Consider the following 18,783-nt stretch of genomic DNA (forward strand, 5'->3'; position numbering starts at 1 on the left):
ATGAACAGAGTATTACTGGCTGTCGCGACCTTCATTTCCATGATATCCCTTACAAACTCTGGTTTTGCCGTTGGTACCGACGAAGGGTATTTAGAAGTAAATTTTCAAAACAATACTGATTATGATTGCAAAATCACAGCACCTGATAAACCCAGGTATGGTGGTTGGTATGGCAAACCACCTAAATCAATAGCCGCACATCATTCAGGTATCTGGCTAGGGCGTCAGGATAATTATCATTATCATGGCCCTAATATGTCTGTAGTACTTAAATGTGGTGGTTACTCTCTTAGTCTGAAAAATCAACAAAACTATAGTCTCTGTAAAGGTGGGAAACAACATTTTAGTTATACTGCAGATAAACATCTAACTGTTAGTTACAAACAGACTCGGGGTGCATCTTATCATTCTCATGAATGTGGCGTTGCAGATGTCACTGTTTCATTCAATGGATAATGGAAGTCAACGTGAGTTCGAATCAATGGGAAACAACTTACCGCATTACATTTAAAATTCAATTACCTTTGTACCTTGAATTCAGGCATTACTATACGGTATGGTTCAAGCGTTATTCTTGTCAATGCGGTAGGTGGTAGGTGGTAGTAAATGAGTAGTGTTTTTTACTGACCGAACAGGTGTCTTAACGGTTACAATGTTATTCCATGAGGTGACCAGAATGAACAGAGTATTACTGGCTGTCGCGACCTTCATTTCCATGATATTTCTTACAAACTCTGGTTTTGCTGGTTATATCGACGAAGGGTATTTGACAGTAAATTTTCATAACAATACCGATTATAATTGCACAATAACATACTCTGATCCTCCTAGTTATGGTGATTGGTATGCCGAACCACCTAAATCAATAGCCGCACATCATTCAGGTACCTGGGGAGGGAATCAGGATAATTATCATGGCCCTGATTTCAAGGTAGAACTTAAATGTGGTGGTTACTCTCTTAGTCTGAGAAATCGACAAAACTATAGTTTCTGGAAAGGTGGGAAACAATTTTGTAGTTATACCGCAGATAACCATCTAACTGTTACTTACAAACAGACTCGGCGTGCATCTTGGAGTTCTCATGAAGAAGGTATTGCGGATGTCTCTCTTTCATTTAATGGATAATGGAAGTCAACGTGAGTTCGAATCAATGGGAAACAACTTACCGCATTACATTTAAAATTCAATGTAACAGGTATTGCGTCCCTTACGAGGCGTCTTAAAAATCTGTGTGTGGTGAAGATCGCGAGAGATAAATTGGTCTAAAAATTCCTGCCTCTTCATCAAATAGCCCCGCTATTTTCCTCAGAAGCAGAAATTTTATCCTCAACTTCTCGCAATCCTCGCTAAGGGCGCTATTCTCGGACAGCCTCCTGGGTTCTTTGATTTTTTAACCGGACAGCAGTGATAAAATCTCCGTCACCCTTGGTGTTTGTCTACACTGCTATGCAGGTAACAACTATGAAAGCACTATGAGGGCAGGCAATGATCAGCGCATTCGTTTTTGGGTGGTATTAATAGTCTATTGCTGTGCTGAAAATTTGAACGCCAGAAACGCCTCGTAATAGCAGGCTTTACTGACCATTTCTTTGTTCCAGCGCCCTGCTTGTCATACTCATTACCGTCGTTAGAAAAAGCCATTGGTAAAAAAAGTGGCAGTAAACAACACACTGGATGAACAAAAAAGGTCAAATCATGAAAGGCAACCCACTCTTTTTTGAGAAAAGGAATCACGATTTTGGATGAGAAAAATGCCTAGTATTTCTGCTACTGTTGCTGTCGTTAGCGGTGGCCCATCACCTGAAGCGGATGTCTCCCGCCTGTCAGCGGCAAGGCTGATCCCAACGCTGGAAGCCCGTTACAGCAAAGCCGTACAACTGGAACTGGATCACACACTGCCTGCATTATTGCAAGAGTATAGCGTGGATGTTGTATTCCCCGTAGCCCATGGGCCTGTGGGAGAGGACGGGTCCCTTCAGGGGCTGCTCGATATTATGGGCGTGGCTTACGTGGGTTCCGGCGTTCTGGCCAGTGCCTGCGCCATGGATAAATCTGTCACTAAACGTATTTTACAAGCTGCGGGGATACCATTAGCAAAAGACAGGATCATTCATCGAAGGGATGATCTTAATACCTGCGCGCGCCAATGTATTGAGTACCTGGGTAAAAAAGTCATACTCAAGCCTTTGGGGCAAGGGTCAGGTATTGGAATACAGTTTGCTGAAGGTTATGAAGACCTGCGGCGCAAACTCTCAGCAGGCCTGGCCGTTGAAGACCAGATGTTGGTAGAGGAGTTTATTACCGGCAGAGAAATTACCGCGGGTGTGCTGGATCTTAAAGAACCCCTGGTTTTGCCTGTGACCGAGATCACCACGGCAGATGGCGCGTGGTACGACTACATTCATCGATACACACCGGGGTTAAGTGAGCACACTACCCCGGCAGCATTACCTGCGGCCCAATACCAGCATATACAGGAGATTGCCCTGAAAGCTCACCAGCTACTGGGCTGCCGGGATATCAGTCGTTCTGACTTTGTGGTGCCTGAGACAGGATACCCTGTTCTTATAGAACTCAATAACCTGCCTGGCATGACCCCTACAAGTCTTTTCCCCGATGGTGCAAAAGCCGCGGGAATCGCCTTTGAAACGCTGATACACAGCCTTGTGGATCATGCGCTGAGCAGAAAGACACAAGGCTTAATTACCCTGCCAACATGGTCAGTGCCTCAGCTTGACGCTCCTTCTCCTTCTTGACATCCTCCAGCTAGGTCGCTGGAGGATTCCCATTACTGGGGGCGTTACTTTCTTGCGAGTTTACGCGGGTTTCTGCTTCCACGTTACAGCCACGAGGGACTTACATTAACGCCACAGACTTTACTTCCCCTCTGCCCGAGGGTAGGTCTTCAACGGCGGAAAGAATATTAGCAGAATGTTAGACGAAATTCACCTCCCGCCTGGCTCGGCGGGAGTACTCTTTCGGAAACGGATAGGGGTATCGCATAGCTTTGCCGTTTGGGTGGAGTTGGATAGCAAGGCTTGCGTGGAGCAAGCCCATGATATACTCTCAGAAGCATGCGAAACCCTGCATAATGGGCGTAATGGCTGAGACAACAGCCTCTCAACAGACAGATAAGCCTCTGGATAGATACTCAAGCGTCACCGTTGCGGGATAACACGAGAAACAAATCAAGAAAACATGAAACAGTTTTCAGGCTTCTATTTGCTGAAACGCTCGGACTGAGCGTACGCGTAAAGTGTTCCCCTGTCATGGTTCAGCGGCTTATATGGCTGCGAGAGGCTTTGTCTGTATGATATTGTGGGTCGCGTGTAATTCCCGATCAGAAGCCTCCACTATAGCCGCCTCAACGGCTTAGTGGTGGGAGTGAGTCACCAGGTATCTTGCGTACATAAGGGGGTTTATTATGGATTTTAATCATATTCTTGTGCCTATTGTCCGGGCAGGTATTGAGCTTGCGGAGCATGACATTCCACGTGCGATGACACAGGCTGTCAGTATTGCCCAGTCCTCCAACGCTTCCATCTCCCTTGTCGCCTACGATAATCCACTGCCGCCTTCTGCTTCTTACTGGTCAGGCATTGAAGAAGAACTGTTCGAATTCAAACAAAAATTTTATGAGCGATTGCTCGCACGCTTTGAAGAATACGCGGTATTCAATAATGTCAGGGCAACCAGCAAGGTTGTTTTTGGCAGTCCTGTTAAGGAAATACTCAGCAGCATTGAAACAGATAGCATTGACCTGGTGGTAAAAGAAGCTCCCCATGTTGATTTGCTGGGCGTTCATCGTCTTTCTGGTGATGATCTCTCTCTGTTGAGGCTGACACGCATCCCGGTATGGTTAATTCCTGAAAACACACCTGAAAGAAACACGCGTAATGTACTGTTAGCCCTCGATATTCATGCCAACGACCAGTCAATGAACAAAACCATGCTGCAACATGCTTATGAGATAGCCACACAGCATAAAGATGGCAAGTTGCACGTTATTCACACCTGGCTATCTCCTTTTGAAGAATACCCAAAAAACTATTTTGGTCGGCATTTAAGTCACGCGGAAACAGTCAACGATATTGATAACACTCTCATTAAAGAGCATAGGGAGTATATTGATAAACTGCTTCACACGTTAAACCTGGAAAACAATGACGCAATCAGCATCCACATTGTTAACGGCACTGCATCCACTGAGATCAGCAAGCTGGCGCAGTCGTTACCTGCTGATCTGATGGTCATTGGCTCACATGCCAGGACAGGCATTGACCGCTTTTTCAATGGCAATACCGCAGAGAATATCTCTGCCGCGACACAGTGCCCTTTGCTAGTTTTTCATTAATACAAAAATACAAAATAAAACCACTCAATGCAGCACGCCTGAGAAGCACCCCTAACAGCTTCTCAGGGATGAATACCTGCCCATTAAAACGGAAGTATTGAAGTCCCGACCTATCAGGCAAGTGATTGCAACCTGAGTTCAGCCGATGAGCGCCAGTTTCCCCATGAGGAATAAATCTCCTGGCACCTTAAAAGCGATGAGCTGAAGAACTCAGGGTCAATTACCGAGCAAAATAAAAGAAAAATAATGATGGCGCTCTTGCTAGGAATCGAACCTAGATTTCAGCCTCCGGAGGGCTGCGTGTTATCCGTTACACCACAAGAGCAGAGATAAGTGCAGGCTTAAGGGCCGTCAAGCGTTCAGGCCGAACGTGAAAGGGACACGTCTCTGGTGCAACTTCCCACTGATTATCAGGAGAAAAGTGTTCTATTTGTCGTCACTACAGGGTATTACCAAAGCGGGGGCTGCCTATCCAGCTCGGTCATCATACTGATCCGTGCTGCGACTGTCTATGATTTTTTGTTCTATGTCATGAAAACAAAAGCAATGGTACCGATACTCTGTTTTAGCCTATGCAATTGTTTTATAATTGAAACAACTAAAAATTGGGCTTAAAGATGTTATGGGGCATGAACCTGGTCGTTTTGTCCAGTAGGCATCTCGGCAGAGCTAACATGAGGAAATACGAGTGTTCCGGGTAGTTCAAACATATATGCGCGTCATGATCATTTTGTTAGGAGGAATGTTCGCGACCGCCACTTCTGCAATAGCCGCCACAGAGCTTGACGATGTTTCCCGCAAGGAAATGCTTGAACGCCTAGCGCCTGCCGGAGTAGTCTGTGAGATCGGGCAACCTTGTGCTGACAATCTTGGTGCGGTGGCAAGCAGTGGCAATGCCCCTCGTAGTGGTGAACAGGTATACAACGCATCCTGTGCGGCCTGTCATGCCACGGGCTTGCTGAACTCGCCGAAAAAAGACGATTCTGCCGCCTGGGCGGAAAGACTGGATAAAGTCAACGGTGATTTTAAAACGCTGCTCGCCCATGCTATCAACGGAACCAGCGGTGGTATGCCACCAAAAGGAACCTGTACGGACTGCTCAGATGAAGAGATTCAAAGTGCTATTGAGTATATGAGTGGCCTTAAACCTTAATTGGCTAAAGAGCTACTGACCATGTTCAGCAGCTCTTCTTCTGTCAGAGCCATTGGTCTAGGAGCCTGTCCGAGAATAGACTACCCTACTGCGGTTGCGATAAATGGGTCTAAAAATTCCTGCTTCTTCGTCAAATAGCCCCACTATTATCCTCAGAAGCAGAAATTTTTATCCTCAATTTGTCGTAATCCTCGCTACGGGCGCTATTCTCGGTCAGGCTTCCTGGCCCTAGCTACCGAAAACAGCCCCAGCACTGCCATTTGCCGGGTGTTTTAAAGGGCTTGCATACCCTTCTGGCTTAACGGCTAATACAGAACAATAAATGCCATTCAACAGGTTTTCTGCCGTATTACCTATCATCAGACTTCGCGAGTGTTTACCCACGGTTCCCATCACAATAATGTCAACGTCAAGGCTATTAGCCAGTTCCTGAATTTCGTGGGAAGGGCTGCCCTGAAGCAGGTGTGTATGGACATTATCGCGATGATCTTCAGACAAATTAAAACCGGTAAGAAGCTCGTACTGCTTGGCTTTGTAGCGTTTACGAATCGTTTCCTGTAGCTCAAACAACTCCTCATCAGATAGCATACCCACAGCCCGCTGGCTCACAGGAAGATGCCAGACGCTGACCACATGAAGCTCAGCCTGCTCCTGGCGGGCAAGGTACAGTCCATATTGCAACAGTGTCTTACTGAAAACCGCGTCCCCCTTATCAGGACTGCCAACATCAACAGCAACCATGATGCGGTGGGTAAATTCTGGCAACTGATTGCGATCGGCCATCATCAATACAGGCACAGTGCTTTTACGCAACAGGGCAAGATCATTTCCGGTGAGTTGATTGCGGGCAAAAGCACCGCTTGGATCTGCCAGCTTAATCACCAGGTCGCACTTTAGCTCAGTGATCATTGACAGAATGGTTTCCCTGGGTCTTCCTTCTGCAATATGCGTTTGTATGGCAATACCCTCCTGCCAGGCGAGCGCCCTTATATTTTCAAGCTCTGCCTTAAGCTGACTCTCCATCATAGCTTCTATGGGTTTTTCAAAGGGAAGAAACTGCAGTTTTCTTAAGATTGCAAGACTATTGTCAAACAACACTACATGCAGAGTTGCTCGGTTATCAGCAACAAGACGGAATGTTTGTTGAAGCTCCATGTCTGTCGTATGGGTACGTGTGATTGCTAATAAAACTGTACGAAACGCATGCATGACCTTTTCTCTCAACGCTGTTTATCAAAAAGTATTACCCTCTATTTCTGTATTTGCCGAGAATTTTTGAAGCATAAATAACTTGAGCAATACCTTGGTTTGATTATAATCTCACCCATCAAGAAACCAGTCCCTATACTGCCCACCTTACCCTGCTATTGAGTAGTAGCGTCCCCGTTCAATGGAAAGCGCGATGAAATATAAACCTCTGCTTGCGGCTGCTATGATTTTTTGTGCCTCAGCGTTACCAGCAAAAGAGTCCCCTCAACTGGAAAAAAACCTCTACTTCTACAACTGGTCTGATTATATCGGACCTGGTGTGATTGAAGCATTTGAGAAAAAGACGGGGGTAAAGGTCGCTTATGATGTATACGACAGCAATGAAGTATTGCAAGGCAAACTACTGGCGGGAAAAAGCGGGTTTGATCTTGTTTCCCCGTCCCATGACTTCTATGCAACTCAAATCAATGCCAAGGTGTACCAGAAACTGGACAAATCGCTGATTCCCAACCTTAAAAATCTTGACCCTGCATTAATGGAAAAAATTTCCGCTACTATTGACCCTGGTAATCAATACGGTATCCCTTACCTGATAACGACAACAGGCATAGGCTATAACAAACAGGCAGTGGAGAAGGCACTGGGAAAAGATGCTCCCATTAATAGCTGGGCGTTGGTTTTTGAACCTGAAAATATGAAAAAGCTGCAAAAGTGCGGTGTTGCATTTCTTGATGCACCAACCGAAATTTTGCCCTCTATGATGACTTATATGGGACTCCCAGGCGATAGTCTCAACGTTAAAGATTACCAGAAAGCTGTGGCAAAACTGAAAGAAGTCGCACCTTACGTGACTTACTTTCACTCAACAAAATCCATGGCTGATTTAGCTAATGGTGATATCTGCGTTGCTATTGCTTGGTCAGGTGACGTTTATATGGCAAGGGAGCGGGCTAAAGCAGCGAAAAACGGCTTGGATATTCGCTACTCCATACCCAAAGAAGGCGCTGCCATATCGTTTGATATGCTGGCTATTCCCGCCGATGCCCCTGACCCCAAGGCAGCACATGCCATGTTAAATTATTTACTGGAACCTAAAGTAGCGGCTGAAACCACAAACTTTGTGTCTTACGCAAACCCGGTGCCTGCCTCAACGTCTTTCATCAAACCTGAGATTGCAAATAATCCGGGGATTTATCCTGATCCAGCAACAAAAGAATTGCTGTTTATCTTTAAACCGCTACCCACCAGCCACAAACGCGGTGAACTTGATCTTCGTCGCTATATTACCCAACAGTGGCGCAAAATTACATTAACTGGGCATTAAGGAGTATTAACAGTTGCGGATGAACAAGGACGTTTATTTCGACCTGACTAATTCAGAAGGTATTATTAATGGCTTTTCTCGTTTATTGGTATTCAGATTGCCAGCGCAATAACGAAATTGTAAAACTATTGAAGATCTTTTATCAGTGGTCGCTGCTCAATAAAAGATTGTGAGCAGCTTCTTACTACTAATAAGGGCGATATAACAATTCACGCCCCTTCTTTATTACCCGATCGGACAACGCTTTAAGGCGACCTGTTTCCAGTACCCAGTGATGCCAATACAATGAGCGGGTATCCCATAAGTGAGGCAGAAGGTTGATCAGCTGACCTTCTTCAAGGGCATCCTTGATTTGAACCTCACACACCATACAGTAAGCCAGCCCCGCCTTGGCCATCTTGACAAAGGCTTCCGAGGAAGGGACAACATGGCAGGGCGCCGAGCTATTAGGCAAGTTAAAATGTTGCTGCAAAAAATCACGGTGCATATCATCCAGAGGGCCGAACGTCAATGCCGGAGCCTTTAATAATGCTTCGCGATTCACGCCCTTTGGAAAATAGCGTTGGGCAAAATCCGCGCTGCATACGCATAAATAGCGCATTTCTCCCAAATAGTCTGCCTGACAACCCGGTAAGGGTTGTGATTGAAGACTGATTGCGGCAGTCGCCTCACCCCGTCGCATATTCTCCAACGCCCGGGCTTCGTCATTCACCAGCAGGTGAAGTTCTATTTTCTCTTGCTTCAGAAGAGGTGCCAGTGCTGGCAGTAGCCAGGTTGCCACAGAGTCCGCATTCACAGCCAGGGTGACAGGGGAAAAGCGACCGCTGTCCTGATGATGAATAGAGTCCAGCAGATCCTGCTCCAGTATGACGACCCGCCGGTACAAACTCATTACCTGCTGGCCTGCTTCGGTTAAACCCGGCGGCTGGCTACGAACAAGCAGCGGCTTTGCCATCATTTGTTCTAACTGCTTGATTCTCTGGGAAACAGCGGACTGGGTGATGCATAATTTTTCCGCCGCCCGTTCAAATCCCCCAAAACGCACAACACTATCCAATGCCTCTATGAGCTTGTAGTCTAAACGCTTCATTAGAAAAATTAATATCCCATAAAAATTATTAGATTTACTAAATTATAAGCTGGCCTATAATTCTTCGCCACTAGCGGATACGACTTGTAATTCCAGTCGTCTTTTCTGACTACCGTAATGAGCATGATGAGCATGATGAGCATGATGAGCATGATGGGCATGATGGGCATGACAAGCGACGAGTAAAGCCTGCTATTGCGAGGAGTTGCAATCCAGGGTCGGCGCTCAGTTTGTCAGCGTTAAGCGCAGTCAGGAAAGTCGATTAGTATGAATACCTTGCAGCCTGTCGGACTTAAGACAATTTCGGCCTAAAATCCAGAAAGTGCGAGAAAGTGCGAGAAAGTGCGAGAAAGTGCGAGAAAGTGCGAGAAAGTGCGGCCAGAACTTCCGATGAATTTGCTTAAACAGGTCAACTATTCGCACAAATTGATCGAAGATTCTGACTCGCTCTACTGAATTTTATGCTCGAAAGCATAAGTCCGACAGGCTCCAAGGCGTAACTTGACAGCCGGAAACATCGAACTTTCTTTGTTCTGCCTCAAGCTGAGAGTCACTTTGGTGCCTCTGCATTTTCCTCAGTGCCCTTCGACAACAAAGTTATTGTCACAATCTTATTGGTATAAACCGTAAATAACGCTAGAATTTGCCTGCCAAGAAAGAGCCAGGCTGGCTAAACTCCCAGACAACTTTAAATGAGTGAGTAAAAGATGGCAGAAGCGTCGCACTCCAAACCCATCCGTCGAGCATTAATCAGTGTTTCGGATAAAAGCGGCATTGTTGATTTTGCCAAGGCTTTGCACAATCGCTCTGTAGAAATTCTGTCAACAGGTGGCACTTATCGACTATTGGTGGACAACCAGATTTCCACCACTGACGTCTCCGGCTTCACCGGCTTTCCTGAAATAATGGACGGTCGGGTCAAAACGCTGCACCCAAAAATTCATGGTGGTATCCTGGCCCGCAGCGGAGTAGACGAAGCTGTTATGGCAGCCCATGGCATTGAACCCATCGACTTGGTCGTAGTGAATTTATACCCTTTCGCCAAGACGGTGGCTAACCCCAACTGTACGCTGTCTGATGCCATTGAAAATATTGATATTGGCGGCCCGGCAATGGTTCGTGCAGCCGCTAAAAATCATCGGGATACTACGGTTGTGGTCAATACCTGTGATTATGAGTTAATCCTGTCGGAGATGGATCAGCACAATGGCACCATCAGTGAAGACACCCGCTTTCAACAGGCTGTCAAAGCGTTTGAACACACAGCCGGTTACGATGCGGCCATCGCTAATCACTTAAGTTGTCTGGGTCATACCGGACAGAAAAATTCCAGCGCCTTTCCAGCCATCTTTAACCAGCAGCTGGTGAAGGCGCAGGATATGCGTTATGGTGAAAATCCACACCAAAAAGCAGCGTTTTATAAAGAAGCCCATGTCCCTGGCGGCACTGTTTCCAGCAGTACACAACACCAGGGCAAAGCAATGTCTTTTAACAATGTTGTCGATACCGATGCCGCTCTGGAATGCGTCAAGTCCTTTGATGCGCCGGCCTGCGTCATTGTTAAACATGCCAACCCCTGTGGCGTTGCCGTTGGCGCCAACCTGTTAGAAGCCTACAACCAAGCCTATGCCACTGACCCGACATCAGCGTTTGGCGGTATTATTGCCTTTAACCGATCTCTGGATGTCCTAACCGTCCGCAGTATTATTGACCGCCAGTTTGTTGAGGTCATTATTGCGCCGGCTGTGGATACTGATGCTGAGAAATTACTCAGTGCCAAGCAGAATGTACGACTACTGACATGTGGTGAGCTACTGGCAAATACATCACCTTTCTACGATTTTAAACGTGTCAGTGGCGGCGGTCTGTTGGTTCAGGATGCTGATATTCGCAATGTTCAGCCAGATGAGTTCAAGGTCGTCACCGACAGAGCACCCACAGAGCAAGAGCTGAAAGATCTCCAGTTTGCCTGGAAAGTCGGCAAGTTCGTGAAGTCCAATGCTATTGTTTACGCAAAAAACAATCAGACCATCGGCATTGGCGCTGGCCAAATGAGCCGTGTATATAGCGCCAAGATTGCCGGTATTAAAGCCACTGACGAAAACCTCGACGTTAAAGGCTCGGTCATGGCATCTGATGCCTTCTTCCCGTTCCGTGACGGCATTGATGCTGCTGCCAGCGCCGGTATCACCGCTGTTGTTCAGCCTGGTGGCTCCATGCGAGACCAGGAAGTCATTGCTGCGGCCAATGAGGCCGGTATTGCCATGGTCTTTACCGGCATTCGTCACTTCCGCCACTGACCTGCCCGCCCAAGGGTATCATCACTGAACTTATCTTAAGGAGTTAAGCATGAAAGTACTTATTATTGGCAGTGGTGGTCGTGAACATGCCCTGGCCTGGAAAGTGTCACAGAATGCAAATGTAACGCACGTTTTTGTCGCGCCGGGCAATGCTGGTACTGCGCAAGAGCCTAAAGTATCGAATGTTACTATCGACGCCCTGGCGATTAAGGCCCTGGCTGAGTTTGCCCAACAAGAAGCGATTGATCTCACCATTGTTGGGCCTGAAGCGCCCCTGGTGGCAGGTGTGGTTGATCACTTTGAATCCCTTGGCCTGACTATTTTTGGCCCTGGCAAAGCTGCCGCTCAGCTTGAAGGCTCCAAAGCTTTTAGTAAGGACTTTCTGGCCCGGCACAATATCCCTACTGCCGAGTACCAAAGCTTTACCGATATCAGTGCGGCTAAAGCCTACATCGCTGAAAAAGGCGCTCCTGTTGTGGTCAAGGCAGATGGCCTTGCCGCCGGTAAAGGGGTGATTCTTGCCCGGACTAACGAGGAAGCCTTTGCTGCTGTTGAGGATATGCTCGCTGGCAACGCTTTTGGTGAAGCCGGTCATAAGGTGGTGGTTGAAGAATTTCTGCACGGCGAAGAAGCCAGTTTTATTGTCATGGTCGATGGTAAGCATGTATTACCCCTTGCCACCAGCCAGGATCACAAAGCACGAGATAATGGTGACAAAGGGCCAAACACCGGGGGTATGGGGGCTTATTCTCCAGCGCCGGTGGTAACACAGGCAATTTACGATCGCATAATGACTGAGGTGATTTACCCCACTGTGGAAGGCATGGCTGAAGAAGGGATTGCTTATAAAGGTTTTCTCTATGCAGGGATTATGATCACGCCAGAGGGTACACCTTGCGTTTTAGAATACAACTGTCGTTTTGGTGACCCGGAAACCCAGCCAATACTGATGCGCCTGCAATCGAGCTTGGCAGAGCTTTGCCTGAAAGGCGCTAAGGGAGAGCTTGCTGGCGTTCACGCACAGTGGGATAGCCGGACAGCTCTGGGCGTGGTTATGAGTGCTGGTGGCTATCCGAATACCTATCGCAAAGGCGATAGTATTTCAGGGCTTGCGCACACCCACAAAGACACTAAAGTATTCCAGGCAGGTACCAAAGCTATCAATGGAGAGATAGTCACTAATGGCGGGCGAGTGCTTTGTGTAACAGCACTGGGGGACACCGCTGAAGATGCCCAAACAAAAGCTTATCAGGCTGTTGGTTCTATTCAATGGAAGGGCGCCTACTTCCGAACGGATATTGGGTATCGCGCTATAAAATAATACCAATCGACTCTTCTAATAGCCCTTTACGCTCACAAGCTGAACGACAACCCTGCGTTGCAACGCCTGGCAAAAGCAGGTTTTACTCGTCGTTTCTACTGTTCTGCCAACCCGTTTGTTAGCTCTTACGCTAATGAGAAAAAACGACTTCCCCAAGTATGTGGGCGCATTTGACAGTTTGTCTGGGGTCTGGCAACGGATTGGTTTTCTCAAGAAGGGACTGAAACATAATAAAAAATAGAAAATGCAGATTCAGACAGAGCTTGGCAAGTGTGTTTTACGAAATAGCGCTCATAAAACGTTCATGCGTTTGCCCTGTTCGGTTAGTTGATCCTATTTGCGGCTAAACCGATGCCTCAGCTATCACCTTCTTTATGATCACCTTCTTTATGACGCCCTCCTTAAAACAAAATCAAAAAATTTATATTTCCCTTTATTGATCATGATTTTATTATAATAGTTTGGGTTAGTGAAAGAGTCATGATCTAATCCTGGCCAGGTATGCGAGTTAACATTCTTGACGGGATAACTACTGTAGCTGCTGTCATAACGTATATACTTTCCATTGTTAAAAAAGAAATAGTATGCGTATTTGCTGGGATCATAAAAAGCTGTTAACAGCCCTTTATTGGCAGAAATCGACTTTTGTAATGAAGAACTAAATGTATCCGCAATAGGTTCAGGTGGGAAAAAATGCCCATCAAGAAATTGAAAGCACGTATTATTGGATAGGAAGAAAGTCGTTTGAAAGAGATCATAAAATCCAGCAACAATCTTATTTGAGCCAACGGCTCTGGCTATTCCCGGCCAGTCTTTTGATTGTTTTAACGATACAGGGCCGTGAACCCTTTTGTCTTTATCATCAAACCATATATATGTTTTATTCTCTAAAAAGAAGTAATATCTGGATGGGTGTTTGGAATCTCCCGAAATAGCAGCAGTGATAGTGTGTTTCCAATGATTATCCTTATCCTTAAGGTATGATGTGAGTGACGGAAAATTTTGTTCCACAGGTTTTGGGAAATGGCTATCCAGTGATTGAGCGCCAAAGCTTAATTGGTAGTCCATAGCAGCTGGAACGCAGGTACTTAAAATTCTATTGTATTTCAACTTTGAAGCGACCTCTTTTATCGCTTTTTTTCTGGTTATCCCGTATCCTGTGGCTGAATGAGCATACCAGGGGTTAAGCTTAAGGCCAACAGCACCACATTGTTTTACATCACCCTGTGCTGTAATGGCCATAGCGTCACAACTACCATGACATAGCTTGTTAAGTTTTTTTTTAACGGCTGACTCGCTGGTGCCGGTTGTACTATGCAGACGACATGTGGCCAGAATCAAAGCCGCATGTCCATACCCGCCAACACCAGCGTATTGAATTGCCGACGCCCTGAAACTTATCAAACTAACCAGTAACAAAAAGGGGTAACACATTTTACATGATGGCTGACATAATGATTTAATAACGTTAAAACACATAAGGGTACCTCACATTATTACTTTTCGCCTGGTTGAGTATTTCGGATATCTGTCATCTCTCTAAAAGTTGCCTCAGCCAGAAATCATACTCAACAAATAACAACTAATGCGGTATGTCAGGAAGTGACATGGTTTTAATAAACCCACAGCCTCACGTTAAGCATTCTTGATCAACTAAAATTTCTCGAATGATGATCTTCGTGCTGGAAGATAACGCTTTGCTCACGACTCAAAGTGGTTCAAATTTCTGAGGCGCGTAACATGAGTAACGGCTATTGCGGCCTGCGATGAGTGAGTCTATACCCGTCGTTTTGAAATTGCTAATGCTGTGTTGCCTGTGTTTACTCGGACTCCTAGGAGAATACTCGTCAGACAGTGTTTGAATATATTGAAGGTTACTACTAATAGATAGCCGCGGCACAGAACTTTAAGCGATGTCAGCCCTGAACAGTATGAATCACAAAAAATTGCATAGACGGGTATCCACTTTTAGTGAACAACATCAGGCGTCTAATGGAAATCCCCCAGCGATACTGGTTGGGGGAGGATGTCAAAGATCTATCCAGGCTAATGATACTCTGCCGAAAGCTCATGAACCGCATCAATAAACACCGCTGCCTTCTCTGGTTCGACAAACGGGTGAATTCCGTGTCCCAGGTTAAAGACATGACCATTAGCTTTACCGTAACTGTCAAGGATTGTTTTAACTTCTTCCCGGATACGTGCCGGTGAGGCATATAATACACAAGGGTCCATATTGCCCTGAAGAGCAACGCGGTTACCCACACGTCCGCGGGCTGCCCCGATGTTTGTTGTCCAGTCAATACCCAGTGCGTCGGCACCTGCATCAGCGATTAACTCCAGCCACTGTCCGCCGTTTTTGGTAAACAAAATCACTGGGACTTTGCGGCCTCCATGCTCACGCACCAAACCCGCAACAATCTTTTCCATATAGTGCAGGGAAAATGCCTGGTAGCAGGCAGGTGACAGCACACCACCCCAGGTATCAAAAATCTGAACAGCCTGAGCGCCTGCCTGAATTTGACCGTTCAAGTAGGCAATGACGGCTTGTGCCAGCGTATCGAGTAGCTGATGCAATGCCTCAGGCTGATCAAACATCTTAGCTTTAATATGACGGAAGTCTTTACTGCTTCCCCCTTCTACCATGTAGGTAGCTAATGTCCAGGGGCTGCCGGAAAAACCAATCAGGGGTACCTGACCATTGAGTTCAGAACGGATAGCGCGCACGGTATCCATCACATAACCGAGGTCTTTTTCAGGCTCAGGCACAGACAGCTGTTCAATATCCGCCAGTGTTCTTACAGGTTTATGAAAACGGGGTCCTTCCCCAGCTTCAAAATACAGCCCCAACCCCATAGCATCGGGAATGGTCAAAATATCAGAGAAAAGAATAGCGGCATCCAGGGGAAAGCGTTTTAATGGCTGAATCGTCACCTCACACGCCAGTTGGGGATTTTTGCACAAACTCATAAAATCACCCGCTTTTGCCCGCAAATCACGATACTCTGGCAAATAGCGCCCAGCCTGACGCATCATCCATACGGGGGTGACATCCACAGGTTCTCGCAGCAAAGCACGCAGAAAACGGTCATTTTTTAGTTCAGTCACAAACAATGGCTCCAACACTCAATCTTTTCGGTGCATTCTACTCCAAGGACAGAGGTTTTACAGCTATCGTTGCTCGTGCCTCGGCTTGAAGAGCACTTTATGAAAGTACTGGAACCTGCTCATACTGATAAAAAGTCCATAATCCCCTCCGCTGCTTGTCTGCCTTCCCAAATGGCTGTTACCACCAGGTCAGACCCCCTGACCATATCGCCGCCCGCAAAGATTTTGGGGTTTGTTGTCTGAAAACCATAGCGGCCTTTTTCACAGGCCTCTTCAGGAGCAATCACGCAACCTGTGGCATCCGTTTTAATGCCTTGTTGCCCAAACCATGGAGCTGGGCTTGGTTTAAAGCCAAAGGCCACCAGCACCGCATCAGCCAAAATAGTCTCTTCGCTGCCTTCGATCACTTCAGGGCGGCATCGTCCCTGACTGTCAGGCTCGCCAAGCTGCGTCGAAACTACTTTGATACCCTCAACTTTTCCATTACCAATGATACCCACGGGTTGACGGTTAAACAGAAACGAAACGCCTTCTTGCTTGGCATTAGCCACTTCACGACGGGAGCCTGGCATATTGCTCTCGTCCCGGCGATAAACACACTGCACAGTTTTTGCGCCTTGTCGTATAGCTGTGCGATTGCAATCCATTGCTGTATCGCCGCCACCAAGCACGATAACCCGCTTCCCCTTCATATCAATAAAGTGTTCGGGATTTTTATCATAACCCAGGTTTTTATTAACATTAGAGATTAAATAAGGCAGCGCTTCATGAACACCGGGTAAATCTTCCCCGGGAAACCCGCCTTTCATGGCTGTGTAAGTCCCCATTCCCATAAATACGGCATCATGGTTATTAAGGAGCTGTTCTATCGTGGTGTCTTTGCCAACCTCACAGTTTAGCCGAAATTCAACCCCCATCTCTTCAAACACTGAACGTCGGCGCTCGAGTACAGATTTTTCCAGTTTGAATTCAGGGATACCAAAAGTCAGCAGTCCACCAATCTCTGGATTACGATCGAACACGACCGCTTTCACGCCGTTGCGCACTAAAACATCAGCACAAGCTAACCCCGCAGGTCCTGCGCCAATCACGGCAACGGTTTTATCCGTCCACTCTACTTTTGACATATCCGGTCGCCAGCCCAATGCCAGGGCCGTATCGGTAATATACTTTTCAGTAGCGCCAATGGTGACAGCGCCAAAACCGTCGTTCAGTGTGCACATCCCTTCACACAACCGATCCTGAGGGCAAACACGACCACAGATTTCTGGCAAACTATTCGTTTGATGTGAAAGCTCAGCCGCTTCAAAGAGCTTTCCTTCCGAAATAAGCTTCAGCCAGTCCGGTATATAGTTATGCACCGGACACTTCCATTCACAATAAGGATTCCCGCAGGACAAGCAACGAGCCGCCTGGCTTTTGACCTGCTGTTCTTCAAAAGGGCGATAAATTTCCACAAAGTCATGCTTGCGAATGCGTAGCGGTTTTTTTAACGGTTCTTCACGCCCAACTTCAACAAACTGAAAGTCACTGTTCAATGCCTGATCCAGAAGCTTTGCCATACATTACCTCATTGCTTTTGTATTCTTGTGATGTATTCATTCGCTGTTCAGCGTGTTGACGATTGAATGTATTTTAGTGGGTGACTGTGTAGCATATCGCATTATGTTGCTCAAACATCAATAAAACAAAATAAAAATTATTTTTAAAATAATATTTTACTATCAAAAGTCTACCGCTATCACCTCGACGCACCTGGCAAATTTACCCTGATAAATCGAGCCCGGTTTCTTCGGTTTTGAAAGGGAATCCTGTCGGCACCTAGTGAGTGTTTTTCAGATCCTCAGCTCAATAGCGTTGTTAGAACAAGTTGTCGATCCTACTTCAGGTAGCGCATCGGCGCAACTATCGCAGATTGTCGTGGTGGATTCCGGCTTTCGCTAAAATGATTGGGTGTTGGTATTTTCCGAAATTCAGCTACGCTTATCCAGGGGTCTGTCGGACTTAAGGCAATTTCCGCCTAAAATCCAGAAAGTGCGAGAAAGTGCGAGAAAGTGCGAGAAAGTGCGAGAAAGTGCGAGAAAGTGCGGCCAGAATTTTATGCTCGAAAGCATAAGTCCGACAGGCTCCTAGAACAAAAAAGCCGCACAGTATTCGGTCGTGAATCAGTTGGGTGGCCCTTAGTAGTAACAAAAAAATTGAGCGCTTACACATCATGAATATCATTTGCAAACCTGGTGATATTGTTATTTTCCATGGGTCACAACAAAATCCAGCGACAGCACTGTTTACCCACACAGGTGTTATTGTCGAGGCGAATCCCGAGATTAAATTACTTGAAATGGTTAACGGTACAATGCTTCTGGGAGCTTTACATTCAAGCCTTAGATATGGCACTGTTTATCGCGTTTACGCTGGAGATGACGCCGAACCCGATACAGTACAAGGAGCAGAAGACTGCGCCTATGAAGTGGCGGTTACTGCCAAATACTGGATGTTGAGGTTTGATGTCGGCATTAGTTGGGATGAGAAAAGCTTTAAGACACTACATAACCCTTATAGTCTTTCTTCAATATTTAGCTCCGCATTGGGATCTTCTGCATTTGGGCCTAAAGCCCAAGAGTATGCCAACTATCTTAATGTTAGTTGTCAGACATTCCCACCAGAAGAATTGGAAGACTACAAGAGGGGTTTTTTTTCCGGGACAATTTGTTCTTACATTCCCGTGGCCTTATACCAGGCTGTTTGTGGCCCTTTGCTGTCCGCATATATTATGGCTTTGGATGCGAGAAGAGTTTTGCCAAGATCGTTAGGGTGGTATCTGGGGCATCATACGCTTTGGCAGGCATTGGGTCCTGGAAAAATTAGACCTGATCGCAAGGGTGTGGTCAGGTAATTAGAACTCAGGTTTAACCCAATACCG

14 protein-coding genes and 1 tRNA gene are annotated in these 18,783 nt (G+C 46.4%); 9 read left to right on the forward strand and 6 right to left on the reverse strand.

The window, feature by feature from the left end:
* From V4C51_RS00950 to V4C51_RS00965, 4 genes are all read left to right on the forward strand, one after another.
* Complete coding sequence (locus V4C51_RS00950) at nucleotides 1–456, forward strand: hypothetical protein (RefSeq protein WP_330924248.1); 456 nt, start codon at nucleotides 1–3, stop codon at nucleotides 454–456.
* Between the two features lie 220 nt (nucleotides 457–676).
* Nucleotides 677–1,126, forward strand: a complete 450-nt coding sequence (locus tag V4C51_RS00955) for a hypothetical protein (protein ID WP_330924249.1) — start codon at nucleotides 677–679, stop codon at nucleotides 1,124–1,126.
* Between the two features lie 626 nt (nucleotides 1,127–1,752).
* Nucleotides 1,753–2,757, forward strand: coding sequence for a D-alanine--D-alanine ligase family protein (locus V4C51_RS00960; RefSeq protein ID WP_330924250.1), 1,005 nt, complete (start codon nucleotides 1,753–1,755; stop codon nucleotides 2,755–2,757).
* A gap of 668 nt (nucleotides 2,758–3,425) precedes the next feature.
* Nucleotides 3,426–4,355, forward strand: a complete 930-nt coding sequence (locus V4C51_RS00965) for a universal stress protein (RefSeq protein WP_330924251.1) — start codon at nucleotides 3,426–3,428, stop codon at nucleotides 4,353–4,355.
* Between the two features lie 250 nt (nucleotides 4,356–4,605).
* Here V4C51_RS00965 and V4C51_RS00970 read toward each other — a convergent pair.
* Nucleotides 4,606–4,680 (reverse strand) — tRNA-Arg (locus tag V4C51_RS00970).
* A 363-nt stretch (nucleotides 4,681–5,043) separates the two neighbouring features.
* On the opposite strand from V4C51_RS00970, the gene V4C51_RS00975 reads away from it, so the two are divergent.
* A complete protein-coding gene (locus V4C51_RS00975) occupies nucleotides 5,044–5,508 on the forward strand; it encodes a c-type cytochrome (protein WP_330924252.1) in 465 nt (154 codons plus the stop codon).
* A gap of 228 nt (nucleotides 5,509–5,736) precedes the next feature.
* Here V4C51_RS00975 and V4C51_RS00980 read toward each other — a convergent pair whose 3' ends face one another.
* Nucleotides 5,737–6,717 carry a universal stress protein gene (locus V4C51_RS00980; protein WP_330924253.1) on the reverse strand — a complete coding sequence of 327 codons (981 nt, stop codon included), beginning with the start codon at nucleotides 6,715–6,717 and terminating at the stop codon, nucleotides 5,737–5,739.
* Nucleotides 6,718–6,910: 193 nt separating this feature from the next.
* Between V4C51_RS00980 and V4C51_RS00985 the strand changes: the two genes are divergently transcribed.
* Nucleotides 6,911–8,041, forward strand: coding sequence for a polyamine ABC transporter substrate-binding protein (locus V4C51_RS00985; RefSeq protein WP_330924254.1), 1,131 nt, complete (start codon nucleotides 6,911–6,913; stop codon nucleotides 8,039–8,041).
* Between the two features lie 187 nt (nucleotides 8,042–8,228).
* Here V4C51_RS00985 and V4C51_RS00990 read toward each other — a convergent pair whose 3' ends face one another.
* A complete protein-coding gene (locus tag V4C51_RS00990) occupies nucleotides 8,229–9,131 on the reverse strand; it encodes a LysR family transcriptional regulator ArgP (RefSeq protein WP_330924255.1) in 903 nt (300 codons plus the stop codon).
* Between the two features lie 707 nt (nucleotides 9,132–9,838).
* Between V4C51_RS00990 and purH the strand changes: the two genes are divergently transcribed.
* Nucleotides 9,839–11,431, forward strand: coding sequence for a bifunctional phosphoribosylaminoimidazolecarboxamide formyltransferase/IMP cyclohydrolase (gene purH / locus V4C51_RS00995; RefSeq protein WP_330924256.1), 1,593 nt, complete (start codon nucleotides 9,839–9,841; stop codon nucleotides 11,429–11,431).
* A 49-nt stretch (nucleotides 11,432–11,480) separates the two neighbouring features.
* Nucleotides 11,481–12,752, forward strand: a complete 1,272-nt coding sequence (gene purD / locus V4C51_RS01000) for a phosphoribosylamine--glycine ligase (protein ID WP_330924257.1) — start codon at nucleotides 11,481–11,483, stop codon at nucleotides 12,750–12,752.
* A gap of 387 nt (nucleotides 12,753–13,139) precedes the next feature.
* Here the strand turns inward: purD and V4C51_RS01005 are convergent, their stop codons facing one another.
* From V4C51_RS01005 to V4C51_RS01015, 3 genes are all read right to left on the reverse strand, one after another.
* Nucleotides 13,140–14,231 (reverse strand): hypothetical protein, encoded by a 1,092-nt coding sequence (locus V4C51_RS01005; protein ID WP_330924258.1) that lies wholly within the window; start codon nucleotides 14,229–14,231, stop codon nucleotides 13,140–13,142.
* Between the two features lie 567 nt (nucleotides 14,232–14,798).
* Complete coding sequence (gene hemE, locus V4C51_RS01010; RefSeq protein WP_330924259.1) at nucleotides 14,799–15,860, reverse strand: uroporphyrinogen decarboxylase; 1,062 nt, start codon at nucleotides 15,858–15,860, stop codon at nucleotides 14,799–14,801.
* Between the two features lie 119 nt (nucleotides 15,861–15,979).
* Nucleotides 15,980–17,422, reverse strand: coding sequence for an FAD-dependent oxidoreductase (locus V4C51_RS01015; RefSeq protein WP_420797622.1), 1,443 nt, complete (start codon nucleotides 17,420–17,422; stop codon nucleotides 15,980–15,982).
* A gap of 653 nt (nucleotides 17,423–18,075) precedes the next feature.
* Here V4C51_RS01015 and V4C51_RS01020 point away from each other — a divergent pair.
* Nucleotides 18,076–18,756 carry a hypothetical protein gene (locus tag V4C51_RS01020; RefSeq protein WP_330924260.1) on the forward strand — a complete coding sequence of 227 codons (681 nt, stop codon included), beginning with the start codon at nucleotides 18,076–18,078 and terminating at the stop codon, nucleotides 18,754–18,756.
* The last annotated feature ends 27 nt before the right edge of the window (nucleotides 18,757–18,783 follow it).

The organism is Candidatus Sororendozoicomonas aggregata, from assembly GCF_031528575.1.
Classification (GTDB): domain Bacteria; phylum Pseudomonadota; class Gammaproteobacteria; order Pseudomonadales; family Endozoicomonadaceae; genus Endonucleibacter; species Endonucleibacter aggregata.

Bases quoted from the DNA above. Each gene is read 5' to 3' on its own strand.
- V4C51_RS00965 (WP_330924251.1), top strand. From the start codon at position 3,426: ATGGATTTTAATCATATTCTTGTGCCTATTGTCCGGGCAGGTATTGAG.
- V4C51_RS00960 (WP_330924250.1), top strand. From the start codon at position 1,753: ATGCCTAGTATTTCTGCTACTGTTGCTGTCGTTAGCGGTGGCCCATCA.
- V4C51_RS00990 (WP_330924255.1), bottom strand. From the start codon at position 9,131: ATGAAGCGTTTAGACTACAAGCTCATAGAGGCATTGGATAGTGTTGTG.
- V4C51_RS01020 (WP_330924260.1), top strand. From the start codon at position 18,076: ATGAATATCATTTGCAAACCTGGTGATATTGTTATTTTCCATGGGTCA.
- purD (WP_330924257.1), top strand. From the start codon at position 11,481: ATGAAAGTACTTATTATTGGCAGTGGTGGTCGTGAACATGCCCTGGCC.
- V4C51_RS00985 (WP_330924254.1), top strand. From the start codon at position 6,911: ATGAAATATAAACCTCTGCTTGCGGCTGCTATGATTTTTTGTGCCTCA.
- V4C51_RS01015 (WP_420797622.1), bottom strand. From the start codon at position 17,422: ATGGCAAAGCTTCTGGATCAGGCATTGAACAGTGACTTTCAGTTTGTT.
- purH (WP_330924256.1), top strand. From the start codon at position 9,839: ATGGCAGAAGCGTCGCACTCCAAACCCATCCGTCGAGCATTAATCAGT.
- V4C51_RS00955 (WP_330924249.1), top strand. From the start codon at position 677: ATGAACAGAGTATTACTGGCTGTCGCGACCTTCATTTCCATGATATTT.
- V4C51_RS00950 (WP_330924248.1), top strand. From the start codon at position 1: ATGAACAGAGTATTACTGGCTGTCGCGACCTTCATTTCCATGATATCC.
- V4C51_RS00980 (WP_330924253.1), bottom strand. From the start codon at position 6,717: ATGCATGCGTTTCGTACAGTTTTATTAGCAATCACACGTACCCATACG.
- V4C51_RS01005 (WP_330924258.1), bottom strand. From the start codon at position 14,231: ATGTGTTTTAACGTTATTAAATCATTATGTCAGCCATCATGTAAAATG.